Origin of the sequence: Streptococcus sp. Marseille-Q6488 (assembly GCF_946902925.1) — a bacterium.
Classification (GTDB): Bacteria; Bacillota; Bacilli; order Lactobacillales; family Streptococcaceae; genus Streptococcus.
Map to the genome: position 1 here is coordinate 37,335 of NZ_CAMPPZ010000013.1, position 15,722 is coordinate 53,056.

The 15,722-nt window shown below is 38.4% G+C and carries 15 protein-coding genes and 3 pseudogenes; 17 read left to right on the top strand and 1 reads right to left on the bottom strand.

Going from position 1 to position 15,722, the window contains the following annotated elements; genetic code table 11:
• Position 1 precedes the first annotated feature (1 nt).
• From OVN23_RS07020 to OVN23_RS07080, 13 genes and pseudogenes are all read left to right on the top strand, one after another.
• Positions 2-1,387 carry an FtsK/SpoIIIE domain-containing protein gene (locus tag OVN23_RS07020; RefSeq protein WP_000813488.1) on the top strand — a complete coding sequence of 462 codons (1,386 nt, stop codon included), beginning with the start codon at positions 2-4 and terminating at the stop codon, positions 1,385-1,387.
• A 2-nt stretch (positions 1,388-1,389) separates the two neighbouring features.
• On the top strand, positions 1,390-1,542 hold the full coding sequence (locus OVN23_RS07025; RefSeq protein ID WP_000879507.1) for a hypothetical protein: 153 nt from the start codon (positions 1,390-1,392) through the stop codon (positions 1,540-1,542).
• Positions 1,543-1,564: 22 nt separating this feature from the next.
• Positions 1,565-2,770, top strand: a complete 1,206-nt coding sequence (gene mobT / locus OVN23_RS07030) for a MobT family relaxase (protein WP_000398284.1) — start codon at positions 1,565-1,567, stop codon at positions 2,768-2,770.
• Positions 2,771-2,812: 42 nt separating this feature from the next.
• On the top strand, positions 2,813-3,034 hold the full coding sequence (locus OVN23_RS07035; RefSeq protein WP_001009056.1) for a hypothetical protein: 222 nt from the start codon (positions 2,813-2,815) through the stop codon (positions 3,032-3,034).
• A 116-nt stretch (positions 3,035-3,150) separates the two neighbouring features.
• Positions 3,151-3,648 carry an antirestriction protein ArdA gene (locus OVN23_RS07040; RefSeq protein ID WP_000342539.1) on the top strand — a complete coding sequence of 166 codons (498 nt, stop codon included), beginning with the start codon at positions 3,151-3,153 and terminating at the stop codon, positions 3,646-3,648.
• An 88-nt stretch (positions 3,649-3,736) separates the two neighbouring features.
• The gene (locus tag OVN23_RS07045; protein WP_000723888.1) at positions 3,737-4,129 is read left to right on the top strand and encodes a conjugal transfer protein; all 393 of its coding nucleotides are present in this window, start codon (positions 3,737-3,739) and stop codon (positions 4,127-4,129) included.
• Positions 4,113-6,560 (top strand): ATP-binding protein, encoded by a 2,448-nt coding sequence (locus tag OVN23_RS07050; protein ID WP_267240880.1) that lies wholly within the window; start codon positions 4,113-4,115, stop codon positions 6,558-6,560. The genes OVN23_RS07045 and OVN23_RS07050 overlap by 17 nt, the downstream gene beginning before the upstream one ends.
• Positions 6,561-6,562: 2 nt before the next feature.
• Positions 6,563-8,740 carry a CD3337/EF1877 family mobilome membrane protein gene (locus OVN23_RS07055; protein WP_050199214.1) on the top strand — a complete coding sequence of 726 codons (2,178 nt, stop codon included), beginning with the start codon at positions 6,563-6,565 and terminating at the stop codon, positions 8,738-8,740.
• Positions 8,737-9,738 (top strand): lysozyme family protein, encoded by a 1,002-nt coding sequence (locus tag OVN23_RS07060; protein WP_000769868.1) that lies wholly within the window; start codon positions 8,737-8,739, stop codon positions 9,736-9,738. The genes OVN23_RS07055 and OVN23_RS07060 overlap by 4 nt, the downstream gene beginning before the upstream one ends.
• Positions 9,735-10,670, top strand: a complete 936-nt coding sequence (locus OVN23_RS07065; protein ID WP_001224320.1) for a conjugal transfer protein — start codon at positions 9,735-9,737, stop codon at positions 10,668-10,670. Before OVN23_RS07060 ends, OVN23_RS07065 begins: the two co-directional genes overlap by 4 nt.
• Before the next feature lie 313 nt (positions 10,671-10,983).
• Positions 10,984-11,031, top strand: a pseudogene (locus tag OVN23_RS10410) (hypothetical protein); the annotation flags it as partial.
• A gap of 15 nt (positions 11,032-11,046) precedes the next feature.
• Positions 11,047-12,966: a tetracycline resistance ribosomal protection protein Tet(M) gene (gene tet(M), locus OVN23_RS07075; RefSeq protein WP_002843300.1), complete on the top strand. Its 1,920-nt coding sequence runs from the start codon at positions 11,047-11,049 to the stop codon at positions 12,964-12,966.
• A gap of 118 nt (positions 12,967-13,084) precedes the next feature.
• On the top strand, positions 13,085-13,252 hold the full coding sequence (locus tag OVN23_RS07080) for a cysteine-rich KTR domain-containing protein (protein WP_000336323.1): 168 nt from the start codon (positions 13,085-13,087) through the stop codon (positions 13,250-13,252).
• 59 nt (positions 13,253-13,311) lie between these two features.
• Here the strand turns inward: OVN23_RS07080 and OVN23_RS07085 are convergent.
• Positions 13,312-13,449 (bottom strand): annotated as a pseudogene (locus OVN23_RS07085) (XRE family transcriptional regulator); the annotation flags it as partial.
• 283 nt (positions 13,450-13,732) lie between these two features.
• Between OVN23_RS07085 and OVN23_RS10335 the strand changes: the two are divergent.
• The 4 genes and pseudogenes from OVN23_RS10335 to OVN23_RS07100 form a co-directional block, all read left to right on the top strand.
• Positions 13,733-13,816, top strand: a pseudogene (locus tag OVN23_RS10335) (MLS leader peptide); the annotation flags it as partial.
• 48 nt (positions 13,817-13,864) lie between these two features.
• Positions 13,865-13,948: a 23S rRNA methyltransferase attenuation leader peptide gene (locus OVN23_RS07090; protein WP_001814874.1), complete on the top strand. Its 84-nt coding sequence runs from the start codon at positions 13,865-13,867 to the stop codon at positions 13,946-13,948.
• 124 nt (positions 13,949-14,072) lie between these two features.
• Positions 14,073-14,810: a 23S rRNA (adenine(2058)-N(6))-methyltransferase Erm(B) gene (erm(B), locus tag OVN23_RS07095; protein WP_001038790.1), complete on the top strand. Its 738-nt coding sequence runs from the start codon at positions 14,073-14,075 to the stop codon at positions 14,808-14,810.
• 354 nt (positions 14,811-15,164) lie between these two features.
• Positions 15,165-15,719: a recombinase family protein gene (locus tag OVN23_RS07100; RefSeq protein ID WP_000576156.1), complete on the top strand. Its 555-nt coding sequence runs from the start codon at positions 15,165-15,167 to the stop codon at positions 15,717-15,719.
• Positions 15,720-15,722 lie beyond the last annotated feature (3 nt).

Genomic DNA, 15,722 nt, shown 5'->3' on the forward strand with positions numbered 1-15,722 from the left:
CATGAAACAGCGTGGTAAAAGGATTCGCCCATCTGGTAAAGATTTAGTCTTTCATTTTACGATAGCGTCACTCCTGCCTGTTTTCCTGCTGGTTGTCGGACTGTTTCATGTGAAGACAATCCAGCAGATCAACTGGCAGGATTTTAACCTATCACAAGCAGATAAGATTGACATTCCCTATTTAATTATCAGTTTCAGTGTCGCAATTCTTATCTGCTTGCTGGTAGCGTTTGTATTCAAACGGGTTCGCTATGATACGGTTAAACAACTTTACCACCGTCAAAAACTGGCAAAGATGATACTTGAAAACAAGTGGTATGAATCTGAACAGGTCAAAACAGAGGGTTTCTTTAAAGATAGTGCTGGTCGTACAAAGGAAAAGATAACCTACTTCCCTAAAATGTATTATCGACTTAAAAATGGCTTGATACAGATACGGGTGGAAATCACGCTGGGAAAATATCAAGACCAACTCTTACACTTGGAAAAGAAATTAGAGAGTGGCTTGTACTGTGAGCTGACGGATAAAGAGTTAAAGGATTCCTATGTGGAATATACTTTGCTCTATGACACCATAGCCAGTCGTATTTCTATTGATGAAGTAGAAGCTAAAGATGGTAAACTTCGCTTAATGAAAAACGTATGGTGGGAATATGATAAGCTCCCTCATATGTTGATTGCTGGTGGTACAGGTGGCGGTAAAACTTACTTTATACTGACACTGATTGAAGCCTTGCTTCATACAGATTCAAAACTGTATATTCTTGACCCGAAAAATGCTGACCTTGCGGACTTAGGTTCTGTGATGGCAAATGTCTACTATAGAAAAGAAGACTTGCTTTCTTGCATTGAAACATTCTATGAAGAAATGATGAAACGTAGTGAGGAAATGAAGCAGATGAAGAACTATAAGACTGGCAAAAATTATGCTTACTTAGGTCTCCCGGCACACTTCTTAATCTTTGATGAATACGTCGCTTTCATGGAAATGCTGGGAACAAAAGAAAACACCGCAGTTATGAATAAGCTGAAACAGATTGTCATGTTAGGTCGTCAAGCTGGCTTCTTTCTAATACTGGCTTGTCAACGTCCAGACGCAAAATATTTAGGCGACGGAATCCGTGATCAGTTTAATTTCAGAGTGGCTTTAGGTCGTATGTCTGAAATGGGCTATGGCATGATGTTTGGCAGTGACGTACAAAAGGATTTCTTCTTAAAGCGAATCAAAGGTCGTGGCTATGTTGATGTAGGAACAAGTGTCATATCAGAGTTTTATACTCCCCTTGTACCAAAAGGATATGATTTCTTGGAGGAAATTAAAAAGTTATCCAACAGCAGACAGTCCACGCAGGCGACGTGCGAAGCGGAAGTCGCAGGTGTGGACTGATCTTGCTGGCTGGTGTGGCAATAGCCACGCCAGCACTTAACCCCCCGTATCTAACAGGGGGGTACAAATCGACAGGAAACAGTCAAAAAAACATTAGAAAATCCTTTGGTTACAAGGGATTTACAAAATTTCAGCGTATGTCAAATGGGCTTTAAAAGTTGACATACGCCTTTTTGATTGGAGGGATTTTTACTGAATGAACAAACTTGGTTACAGCATTTAAAAGAAAAACGCTTGGCTTATGGACTATCTCAAAACCGTTTAGCTGTTGCGACTGGTATTACAAGGCAGTATCTAAGCGATATTGAAACAGGAAAAGTCAAGCCATCAGAGGATTTACAGCAGTCCCTTTGGGAAGCTCTGGAACGCTTCAATCCCGACGCTCCCCTTGAAATGCTGTTTGATTATGTAAGGATTCGCTTTCCGACAACAGACGTACAGCAGGTGGTCGAAAACATCTTACAACTGAAACTGTCCTATTTTCTTCATGAGGACTATGGTTTCTATTCTTATTCAGAGCATTATGCTTTAGGCGACATATTCGTCCTTTGCTCCCATGAACTGGACAAAGGAGTTCTGGTGGAATTGAAAGGTCGTGGGTGCAGACAATTTGAAAGCTATCTTCTGGCACAACAAAGAAGCTGGTATGAGTTCTTTATGGACGTTTTGGTGGCTGGCGGTGTGATGAAACGCCTTGACCTTGCCATTAACGATAAGACAGGGATTTTGAATATCCCTGTACTCACTGAAAAGTGCCAACAGGAAGAATGTATCTCCGTCTTCCGCAGTTTTAAAAGCTATCGCAGTGGCGAACTGGTACGCAAAGAGGAAAAGGAATGTATGGGAAACACCCTCTATATCGGTTCATTACAAAGTGAAGTTTATTTCTGTATCTATGAAAAGGACTACGAGCAGTACAAGAAAAATGATATTCCCATTGAAGACGCAGAAGTAAAAAACCGTTTTGAGATTCGATTGAAAAATGAGCGTGCCTATTATGCAGTCCGTGATTTACTCGTCTATGACAATCCAGAGCATACCGCCTTTAAAATTATCAATCGGTATATCCGTTTTGTAGATAAAGACGATTCCAAACCTCGTTCTGATTGGAAACTGAATGAAGAATGGGCTTGGTTTATTGGGAACAATCGTGAACGATTAAAACTAACCACAAAACCAGAGCCTTACTCCTTCCAAAGGACGCTGAACTGGCTATCTCATCAAGTTGCCCCGACCTTAAAGGTTGCGATTAAACTTGATGAAATCAACCAGACGCAGGTTGTAAAAGACATTCTCGACCATGCGAAACTGACAGACCGACACAAGCAGATTTTGAAGCAACAGTCAGTAAAAGAACAGGACGTGATAACAACAAAAAAATAACTCAAATACAAATTCATTGAATATAGAGAGGAGAACATTTTTATGAATTTTGGACAAAACCTTTATAACTGGTTTCTATCAAACGCTCAATCACTGGTGCTTTTAGCAATCGTTGTGATTGGCTTGTATCTTGGCTTCAAGCGTGAGTTTAGCAAACTGATTGGCTTTTTAATTATTGCGATTATTGCGGTTGGCTTAGTCTTCAACGCTGCTGGAGTAAAAGACATTTTACTAGAGCTATTCAATCGCATTATTGGTGCTTAAATAAAACCGTTCTTTTGTGGAATATAAGTGGTTTTCTTATGTTCCGCAAAGGAATGGTACACCAAACGAAGTGCGGTAGGGATTTTTGAATCTCTACAAAGAAAGGACGTGAATATATGGACGATATGCAAGTCTATATTGCGAATTTAGGCAAATACAATGAGGGCGAATTGGTCGGTGCGTGGTTTACCTTTCCCATTGACTTTGAGGAAGTCAAAGAGAAAATCGGCTTGAATGATGAATATGAGGAATACGCCATTCATGACTACGAGTTACCCTTTACGGTTGACGAATACACTTCCATTGGCGAACTCAATCGACTATGGGAAATGGTATCGGAATTACCCGAAGAATTACAATCGGAGCTATCTGCTCTGCTCACTCATTTTTCAAGCATTGAAGAACTAAGCGAACATCAAGAGGATATTATCATTCATTCCGATTGTGATGATATGTATGACGTGGCACGCTACTACATTGAAGAAACGGGTGCTTTAGGCGAAGTACCAGCTAGTCTTCAAAACTATATTGATTATCAAGCCTATGGTCGGGATTTAGACCTTTCAGGAACGTTTATCTCAACCAATCATGGGATTTTTGAAATCGTCTATTAAATCTGTCGGTACATTACTACTGGCAGATTTTCTATTTTACGGGGTGGCTCAATCAGCTACCCCTATTTTTTATGAAAGGATTGATTACATGAAGAAAATACGAAGCTATACCAGTATCTGGTCTGTGGAAAAGGTACTGTATTCTATCAATGATTTTAGACTTCCGTTTCCCATAACCTTTACGCAAATGACATGGTTTGTCGTGTCACTCTTTGCAGTGATGATACTTGGCAACTTGCCCCCTCTTTCCATGATAGAGGGAGCATTTCTCAAATACTTTGGGATTCCTGTGGCTTTCACATGGTTTATGTCTACAAAAACTTTTGATGGTAAAAAGCCTTATGGATTTTTGAAGTCTGTCATTGCTTATGCACTGCGACCAAAGCTGACCTATGCAGGAAAAAAAGTAACGCTTGGCAGAAACCAGCCACAAGAAGCCATTACAGCAGTTAGGAGTGAATTTTATGGCATATCCAATTAAATACATTGAAAACAATCTCGTCTGGAATAAAGACGGGGAATGTTATGCTTACTATGAGCTTGTTCCTTACAATTACTCATTTCTAAGTCCAGAACAGAAAATACAAGTGCATGATTCTTTCAGACAGCTTATCGCACAAAATCGTGATGGCAAAATTCATGCTTTACAAATCAGTACAGAATCCAGCATACGTTCTGCACAAGAGCGTTCCAAAAATGAAGTCACTGGCAAGCTCAAAGCGGTTGCCTATGACAAAATCGACCAACAGACAGACGCTTTAATATCCATGATTGGCGAAAATCAAGTGAACTACCGTTTCTTTATCGGCTTTAAGTTGCTTCTCAACGATCAGGAGTTTTCTATGAAAAGTCTTACCGTTGAAGCAAAAAATGCTTTGTCTGATTTTGTCTATGATGTGAACCATAAGCTGATGGGCGATTTTGTTAGTATGAGTAATGATGAAATCCTGCGTTTTCAGAAGATGGAAAAGCTCTTAGAAAATAAAATCTCTCGTCGTTTCAAAATCCGCAGGTTAGATAAGGACGACTTCGGCTATCTGATTGAACACCTTTACGGACAGACAGGCACTGCCTATAAAGAGTATGAGTACCATCTATCAAAGAAAAAGCTGGATAATGAAACGCTGATTAAATACTATGACTTGATTAAGCCTACTCGCTGTTTGGTGGAAGAAAAACAGCGATATTTGAAAATCCAGCAGGAAGATGAAACCGTCTATGTAGCTTACTTTACCATTAACAGCATTGTCGGAGAACTGGACTTCCCGTCCTCTGAAATCTTCTACTACCAGCAACAGCAATTTACATTCCCGATTGATACGTCAATGAATGTGGAAATTGTAGCGAATCGTAAAGCCCTATCTACTGTCCGCAATAAAAAGAAAGAACTGAAAGACTTGGATAACCACGCTTGGCAAAGTGATAATGAAACCAGCTCCAATGTGGCGGAAGCTCTGGAAAGTGTGAATGAGCTGGAAACCAATTTAGACCAAAGCAAGGAATCTATGTACAAGCTGTCTTATGTGGTAAGGGTATCAGCAAATGATCTTGACGAACTCAAACGTCGTTGTAATGAAGTGAAAGATTTTTATGACGATTTAAGCGTAAAACTGGTACGACCATTTGGGGATATGCTCGGCTTACATGAAGAATTTTTACCTGCCAGCAAGCGTTATATGAATGATTATATTCAATACGTGACCTCTGATTTCCTCGCTGGTTTAGGTTTTGGTGCTACTCAAATGCTGGGGGAAAATGAGGGGATTTATGTTGGCTACAGCTTAGATACTGGACGCAATGTCTATCTGAAACCTGCTCTTGCCAGTCAAGGGGTTAAGGGTTCAGTAACCAATGCGTTAGCGTCGGCTTTTGTTGGTTCGCTGGGGGGTGGTAAATCCTTTGCGAATAACCTTATCGTCTATTATGCGGTGCTTTATGGGGCACAAGCAGTGATTGTAGACCCAAAAGCAGAACGTGGCAGATGGAAAGAAACCTTGCCAGAGATTTCCCATGAAATCAATATCGTCACTCTGACTTCTGATGAGAAAAACAAAGGCTTACTTGACCCTTATGTGATTATGAAAAATCCCAAAGATTCTGAATCACTGGCTATTGATATTCTGACATTCCTTACGGGGATTTCCTCTCGTGATGGGGAACGCTTCCCAATCCTTAGAAAAGCCATTCGTGCAGTAACCAATAGTGAAGTACGAGGGTTGATGAAAGTGATTGAGGAATTACGGGTTGAGAATACGCCACTAAGTACCAGTATAGCCGACCATATCGAAAGTTTTACAGACTATGACTTTGCACATTTATTATTCAGTAATGGTTATGTGGAGCAGTCTATCAGCTTAGAAAAACAACTGAACATTATACAGGTTGCGGACTTGGTACTTCCCGACAAGGAAACTTCCTTTGAGGAATATACCACTATGGAGCTTTTATCCGTTGCTATGCTGATTGTCATTAGTACCTTTGCTTTAGACTTTATCCATACAGACCGAAGCATTTTCAAGATTGTAGATTTAGACGAAGCATGGAGCTTTTTACAGGTAGCACAAGGAAAAACACTATCTATGAAGCTGGTTCGGGCTGGTCGTGCTATGAACGCTGGGGTATATTTCGTGACCCAAAATACAGACGACCTCTTAGATGAAAAACTGAAAAATAACCTCGGCTTAAAATTTGCATTTCGTTCCACTGACCTTAACGAGATTAAAAAGACCTTAGCCTTTTTTGGTGTAGACCCAGAGGACGAAAACAATCAGAAGCGATTGCGTGATTTGGAAAACGGGCAATGCCTTATCAGTGATTTATATGGTCGTGTCGGTGTGATACAGTTCCACCCTGTATTTGAAGAACTGCTCCATGCCTTTGATACCAGACCACCTGTGCGAAAAGAGGTGTAAATGTGAAACCATCAATAGTAAACAGAATAAAATCAAACTGGACGCTGAAACGTCTAGGTAAAGTGGCAATGACAGTGGCTTTCACACTTGTGATTGCCATTTTTCTTTTAGCCATGCTGGGAACGGTGGTTCAAGCTGCGGGCTTGGTAGATGATACGGTCAATGTGGCAAATGAATACAGCCGATACCCACTTGAAAACTATCAACTGGATTTTTATGTGGATAATAGCTGGGGCTGGCTTCCGTGGAACTGGTCGGACGGGATTGGAAAACAGGTCATGTATGGACTATATGCCATTACCAATTTTATTTGGACAATCAGTTTGTATGTTTCCAATGCGACAGGTTACTTAGTACAGGAAGCCTATTCCTTAGACTTCATTTCCGCTACAGCAGATTCCATTGGTAAGAATATGCAGACCTTAGCTGGTGTGAGTGCAAACGGATTTTCAACAGAGGGTTTCTATGTTGGATTCCTCTTACTCTTGATTTTGGTTCTTGGGGTTTATGTTGCCTATACGGGACTGATAAAGAGAGAAACCACAAAGGCAATTCATGCCATTATGAATTTTGTGCTGGTGTTTATCCTATCGGCTTCCTTTATTGCCTACGCTCCCGACTACATTAAAAAAATCAATGACTTTTCATCAGACATCAGTAATGCCAGTTTATCACTTGGCACGAAGATTGTCATGCCCCATTCCGATAGTCAAGGCAAGGACAGCGTGGACTTAATCAGAGATAGCCTGTTTTCCATACAGGTTCAGCAACCGTGGCTACTGCTTCAATACAACAGTTCAGACATTGAAAGTATCGGTATTGACCGTGTGGAAAGCCTGCTCTCCACCAGCCCAGATTCCAACAATGGCGAAGACAGAGAAAAAATTGTTGCGGAAGAAATTGAAGACAGAAGCAATACCAATCTAACCATTACAAAGACCATTAACCGTTTAGGTACAGTCTTCTTCCTATTTGTCTTCAATATTGGGATTTCCATATTTGTATTCCTATTAACAGGAATCATGATTTTCTCGCAGGTACTTTTTATCATCTATGCTATGTTTCTGCCTGTGAGCTTTATTTTAAGCATGATTCCATCATTTGATGGTATGTCAAAACGAGCCATAACAAAGCTCTTTAATACCATTTTGACACGAGCTGGAATCACATTGATTATTACGACAGCATTTAGTATTTCAACCATGCTCTATACCTTATCGGCTGGTTATCCGTTCTTTTTGATTGCTTTTCTACAGATTGTGACCTTTGCAGGAATCTACTTCAAGCTGGGCGATTTAATGAGTATGTTTTCTCTACAGAGTAACGATTCTCAAAGTGTGGGAAGTCGTGTGATGAGAAAACCTCGTATGCTTATGCACGCTCACATGCACCGTCTACAGCGGAAACTTGGACGTTCCATGACTACTCTAGGGGCTGGGTCTGCCATTGTTACAGGTAAAAAAGGACAGTCGGGTTCGGGGAGTTCTGCAAGGACACAAGCAGATCACTCCCGACCAGACGGAAAGGAAAAATCAACACTTGGAAAACGTATCGGTCAAACCATCGGTACAGTAGCTGATACCAAAGACAGAATGGTAGACACTGCTAGTGGTTTGAAAGAACAGGTTAAAGATTTGCCGACCAATGCAAGATATGCAGTATATCAAGGAAAATCCAAAGTAAAAGAGAATGTCCGTGATTTAACCAGTAGTATTTCTCAAACCAAAGCGGACAGAGCCAGTGGACGCAAGGAACAGCAGGAACAAAGGCGAAAAACCATTGCGAAGCGTCGCTCTGAAATGGAACAGGTCAAACAGAAAAAACAGCCTGCTTCTTCTGTTCATGAAAGACCGACTACAAGACAAGAACAATATCATGATGAACAGACCTCAAAACAGTCTAATATTCAGACTTCATATAAGGAATCTCAACAAGCCAAACAAGAGCGTCCAGCAGTTAAGTCCGATTTTTCAAGTCCAAAAGTGGAACGCCAAGGCAATACCGTTCAAGAAAAAATCGTTCAAAAGCCAGCAACTTCAACCACTACAGCAGATAGAACTTCACAACGTCCAATCACAAAAGAACGTCCGTCTACTGTTCAAAGAGTACCACTACAAAATACAAGAAGTAGACCACCAATCAAAACCGCCACCATTAAGAAAGTCGGTAAGAAACCATGAAGTTGAAAACTTTAGTGATTGGTGGTTCTGGATTATTCTTGATGGTCTTCTCACTGCTTCTGTTTGTTGCCATTTTATTTTCAGATGAACAGGACAGCGGAATTTCCAATATTCATTATGGAGGTGTGAATGTTTCCGCAGAAGTGCTGGCTCATAAGCCTATGGTAGAAAAATATGCCAAAGAATATGGCGTTGAAGAATATGTCAACATACTTCTTGCGATTATACAGGTGGAATCGGGCGGTACTGCGGAAGATGTTATGCAGTCCTCGGAATCCCTCGGTCTTCCACCTAATTCATTGAGTACAGAAGAATCCATTAAGCAAGGTGTGAAGTATTTCAGTGAATTATTAGCCAGTAGCGAAAGGCTCAGTGTAGATTTAGAATCGGTTATCCAGTCCTACAATTATGGTGGTGGTTTCTTAGGGTATGTGGCTAATCGTGGAAATAAATATACCTTTGAACTGGCTCAAAGTTTCTCAAAAGAGTATTCAGGTGGCGAAAAAGTGTCTTACCCCAATCCCATAGCCATACCTATCAATGGGGGCTGGCGATACAACTATGGCAATATGTTTTATGTGCAACTGGTAACGCAGTATCTTGTCACAACAGAGTTTGATGATGATACGGTACAAGCCATCATGGACGAAGCACTGAAATATGAGGGCTGGCGATACGTTTACGGTGGAGCTTCCCCGACTACTTCTTTTGATTGTAGCGGACTGACACAATGGACGTATGGAAAAGCTGGAATTAACTTACCACGAACCGCACAACAGCAATATGATGTGACCCAGCATATCCCACTATCGGAAGCACAAGCTGGCGATTTGGTTTTCTTTCATTCTACCTATAACGCTGGCTCTTATATTACTCATGTTGGGATATACCTTGGCAATAACCGTATGTTTCATGCAGGCGACCCAATCGGTTATGCCGACTTAACAAGCCCCTACTGGCAACAGCATTTAGTGGGAGCAGGACGAATCAAACAATGAGAAAGGAAGATTTAATGATGAAATTTAGAAAAAATCAGAATAAAGAAAAACAGATACCAAAGGAAAAGAAACCTCGTGTCTACTATAAGGTCAATCCTCATAAAAAGGTTGTGATTGCCTTGTGGGTACTTTTAGGGCTTAGTTTCAGCTTTGCGATATTCAAGCACTTTACAGCTATAGATACTCATACTATTCACGAAACAACTATCATAGAAAAGGAATACGTTGATACTCATCATGTAGAAAATTTTGTAGAGAACTTTGCGAAAGTCTACTATTCATGGGAGCAATCCGATAAGTCCATTGATAATCGAATGGAAAGTCTAAAAGGCTATCTGACAGATGAACTTCAAGCTCTCAATGTTGATACAGTACGCAAAGATATTCCTGTATCGTCTTCTGTAAGAGGATTTCAGATATGGACGGTAGAGCCAACTGGCGACAATGAGTTTAATGTAACCTACAGTGTAGACCAGCTCATTACAGAGGGAGAAAATACAAAGACCGTCCACTCTGCTTATATAGTGAGTGTCTATGTAGATGGTTCTGGAAATATGGTACTGGTTAAGAATCCGACCATTACCAACATACCTAAGAAATCAAGTTATAAACCAAAAGCCATTGAAAGTGAGGGGACGGTTGATTCCATTACAACCAATGAAATCAATGAGTTTTTAACGACGTTCTTCAAGCTCTATCCTACAGCGACAGCCAGTGAACTTTCCTACTATGTGAATGACGGGATATTAAAACCAATCGGAAAAGAGTACATCTTTCAAGAACTGGTAAATCCTATTCACAATCGTAAGGATAATCAAGTCACGGTATCGCTGACAGTGGAGTATATCGACCAGCAGACCAAAGCAACGCAGGTATCTCAATTTGATTTGGTACTTGAAAAGAACGGGAGTAATTGGAAGATTATAGAATAACAAATATTGGTACATTATTACAGCTATTTTGTAATCACGTACTCTCTTTGATAAAAAATTGGAGATTCCTTGACAAATATGCTCTTACGTGCTATTATTTAAGTATCTATTTAAAAGGAGTTAATAAATATGCGGCAAGGTATTCTTAAATAAACTGTCAATTTGATAGTGGGAACAAATAATTGGATGTCCTTTTTTAGGAGGGCTTAGTTTTTTGTACCCAGTTTAAGAATACCTTTATCATGTGATTCTAAAGTATCCGGAGAATATCTGTATGCTTTGTATGCCTATGGTTATGCATAAAAATCCCAGTGATAAAAGTATTTATCACTGGGATTTTTATGCCCTTTTGGGTTTTTGAATGGAGGAAAATCACATGAAAATTATTAATATTGGAGTTTTAGCTCATGTTGATGCAGGAAAAACTACCTTAACAGAAAGCTTATTATATAACAGTGGAGCGATTACAGAATTAGGAAGCGTGGACAAAGGTACAACGAGGACGGATAATACGCTTTTAGAACGTCAGAGAGGAATTACAATTCAGACAGGAATAACCTCTTTTCAGTGGGAAAATACGAAGGTGAACATCATAGACACGCCAGGACATATGGATTTCTTAGCAGAAGTATATCGTTCATTATCAGTTTTAGATGGGGCAATTCTACTGATTTCTGCAAAAGATGGCGTACAAGCACAAACTCGTATATTATTTCATGCACTTAGGAAAATGGGGATTCCCACAATCTTTTTTATCAATAAGATTGACCAAAATGGAATTGATTTATCAACGGTTTATCAGGATATTAAAGAGAAACTTTCTGCCGAAATTGTAATCAAACAGAAGGTAGAACTGTATCCTAATATGTGTGTGACGAACTTTACCGAATCTGAACAATGGGATACGGTAATAGAGGGAAACGATGACCTTTTAGAGAAATATATGTCCGGTAAATCATTAGAAGCATTGGAACTCGAACAAGAGGAAAGCATAAGATTTCAGAATTGTTCTCTGTTCCCTGTTTATCACGGAAGTGCAAAAAACAATATAGGGATTGATAACCTTATAGAAGTGATTACGAATAAATTTTATTCATCAACACATCGAGGTCAGTCTGAACTTTGCGGAAAAGTTTTCAAAATTGAGTATTCGGAAAAAAGACAGCGTCTTGCATATATACGTCTTTATAGTGGCGTACTGCATTTGCGAGATTCGGTTAGAATATCGGAAAAGGAAAAAATAAAAATTACAGAAATGTATACTTCAATAAATGGTGAATTATGTAAAATTGATAAGGCTTATTCCGGGGAAATTGTTATTTTGCAGAATGAGTTTTTGAAGTTAAATAGTGTTCTTGGAGATACAAAACTATTGCCACAGAGAAAAAAGATTGAAAATCCGCACCCTCTACTACAAACAACTGTTGAACCGAGTAAACCTGAACAGAGAGAAATGTTGCTTGATGCCCTTTTGGAAATCTCAGATAGTGATCCGCTTCTACGATATTACGTGGATTCTACGACACATGAAATTATACTTTCTTTCTTAGGGAAAGTACAAATGGAAGTGATTAGTGCACTGTTGCAAGAAAAGTATCATGTGGAGATAGAACTAAAAGAGCCTACAGTCATTTATATGGAGAGACCGTTAAAAAATGCAGAATATACCATTCACATCGAAGTGCCGCCAAATCCTTTCTGGGCTTCCATTGGTTTATCTGTATCACCGCTTCCGTTGGGAAGTGGAATGCAGTATGAGAGCTCGGTTTCTCTTGGATACTTAAATCAATCATTTCAAAATGCAGTTATGGAAGGGATACGCTATGGTTGCGAACAAGGATTATATGGTTGGAATGTGACGGATTGTAAAATCTGTTTTAAGTACGGTTTATACTATAGCCCTGTTAGTACTCCAGCAGATTTTCGGATGCTTGCTCCTATTGTATTGGAACAAGTCTTAAAAAAAGCTGGAACAGAATTGTTAGAGCCATATCTTAGTTTTAAAATTTATGCGCCACAGGAATATCTTTCACGAGCATACAACGATGCTCCTAAATATTGTGCGAACATCGTAGACACTCAATTGAAAAATAATGAGGTCATTCTTAGTGGAGAAATCCCTGCTCGGTGTATTCAAGAATATCGTAGTGATTTAACTTTCTTTACAAATGGACGTAGTGTTTGTTTAACAGAGTTAAAAGGGTACCATGTTACTACCGGTGAACCTGTTTGCCAGCCCCGTCGTCCAAATAGTCGGATAGATAAAGTACGATATATGTTCAATAAAATAACTTAGTGTATTTTATGTTGTTATATAAATATGGTTTCTTGTTAAATAAGATGAAATATTTTTTAATAAAGATTTGAATTAAAGTGTAAAGGAGGAGATAGTTATTATAAACTACAAGTGGATATTGTGTCCTGTATGTGGAAATAAAACACGATTAAAGATAAGGGAAGATACTGAATTAAAAAAATTCCCCCTCTATTGTCCGAAATGCAGACAAGAAAATTTAATTGAAATAAAGCAGTTCAAAGTAACTGTGATTACAGAGCCAGACGCAAAGACGCAGAGCCGATAAAATGAGATTAATACAATCTCATTTTATCGGCTCTTTCCGTTATGTATGGATTCTTTTAATTAGTCTTCGATGTTTCTTGCTTCGTTGATACCGCTGGCTAAAGATTCCATTAAGGATAGTTCTTTGTCTGTAAAGCTATCCATGTATTTCTCTATCTGTAATCGTCGGGTGCTTTTTACCAAGTTATTAGCAGGTAGGGGTCCCGAGCGCCTACGAGGAATTTGTATCGATAAGAAATAGATTTAAAAATTTCGCTGTTATTTTGTACATTTAACTTGACGGTGACATCTCTCTATTGTGAGTTATTAGTGGTACAGTTTTCAACCGTTTTAATTATAAAAAAGTGGTGCATTTTTAAATTGGCACAAACAGGTAACGGTTATTGCAGGTGTATTTCTTATCTATGGGTTTAACATGGATTTTATCATTAAAATCATGAGTATTGTCCGAGAGTGATTGGTCTTGCGTATGGTTAACCCTAAAGTTATGGAAATAAGACTTAGAAGCAAACTTAAGAGTGTGTTGATTGTGCATTATCTTAAAATTTTGTATAATAGGAATTGAAGTTAAATTAGATGCTAAAAATTTGTAATTAAGAAGGAGGGATTCGTCATGTTGGTATTCCAAATGCGTAATGTAGATAAAACATCTACTGTTTTGAAACAGACTAAAAACAGTGATTACGCAGATAAATAAATACGTTAGATTAATTCCTACCAGTGACTAATCTTATGACTTTTTAAACAGATAACTAAAATTACAAACAAATCGTTTAACTTCTGTATTTATTTATAGATGTAATCACTTCAGGAGTGATTACATGAACAAAAATATAAAATATTCTCAAAACTTTTTAACGAGTGAAAAAGTACTCAACCAAATAATAAAACAATTGAATTTAAAAGAAACCGATACCGTTTACGAAATTGGAACAGGTAAAGGGCATTTAACGACGAAACTGGCTAAAATAAGTAAACAGGTAACGTCTATTGAATTAGACAGTCATCTATTCAACTTATCGTCAGAAAAATTAAAACTGAACATTCGTGTCACTTTAATTCACCAAGATATTCTACAGTTTCAATTCCCTAACAAACAGAGGTATAAAATTGTTGGGAATATTCCTTACCATTTAAGCACACAAATTATTAAAAAAGTGGTTTTTGAAAGCCATGCGTCTGACATCTATCTGATTGTTGAAGAAGGATTCTACAAGCGTACCTTGGATATTCACCGAACACTAGGGTTGCTCTTGCACACTCAAGTCTCGATTCAGCAATTGCTTAAGCTGCCAGCGGAATGCTTTCATCCTAAACCAAAAGTAAACAGTGTCTTAATAAAACTTACCCGCCATACCACAGATGTTCCAGATAAATATTGGAAGCTATATACGTACTTTGTTTCAAAATGGGTCAATCGAGAATATCGTCAACTGTTTACTAAAAATCAGTTTCATCAAGCAATGAAACACGCCAAAGTAAACAATTTAAGTACCGTTACTTATGAGCAAGTATTGTCTATTTTTAATAGTTATCTATTATTTAACGGGAGGAAATAATTCTATGAGTCGCTTTTGTAAATTTGGAAAGTTACACGTTACTAAAGGGAATGTAGATAAATTATTAGGTATACTACTGACAGCTTCCAAGGAGCTAAAGAGGTCCCTAGCGCCTACGGGGAATTTGTATCGATAAGGAATAGATTTAAAAATTTCGCTGTTATTTTGTACAATAAGGATAAATTTGAATGGTACCATAAACGACCGTTTATGGTACCTTTTCATTTTCCTGCTTTTTCTAAATGTTTTTTAAGTAAATCAAGTACCAAAATCCGTTCCTTTTTCATAGTTCCTATATAGTTATACTTAATGAGTTATGGTACATTTAAATTATAAAATTAAGGAGGTTTTTTTATGATTTTTGGCTATGCTCGAGTGAGTACGGATGATCAAAATCTTAGTTTACAAATTGATGCACTTACTCATTATGGAATTGATAAATTATTTCAAGAAAAAGTAACTGGTGCGAAAAAAGACCGACCGCAATTAGAAGAAATGATCAACCTACTACGTGAAGGAGATTCTGTTGTCATTTACAAGTTAGATCGAATTTCACGATCAACTAAACATTTGATTGAACTTTCTGAATTATTTGAAGAACTTAGTGTCAATTTTATATCTATTCAAGATAACGTAGATACTTCAACGTCTATGGGAAGATTCTTTTTCCGAGTTATGGCTAGTTTAGCAGAACTGGAACGGGATATTATTATTGAACGAACTAACTCTGGTCTTAAGGCAGCCAGAGTCCGAGGAAAAAAAGGGGGCCGTCCAAGTAAAGGTAAGCTATCAATTGATTTAGCTTTAAAAATGTATGACAGCAAAGAGTATTCTATTCGTCAAATTCTTGATGCCTCTAAATTAAGCAAAACAACCTTTTACCGTTACCTCAATAAAAGGAATGCTTAAGAT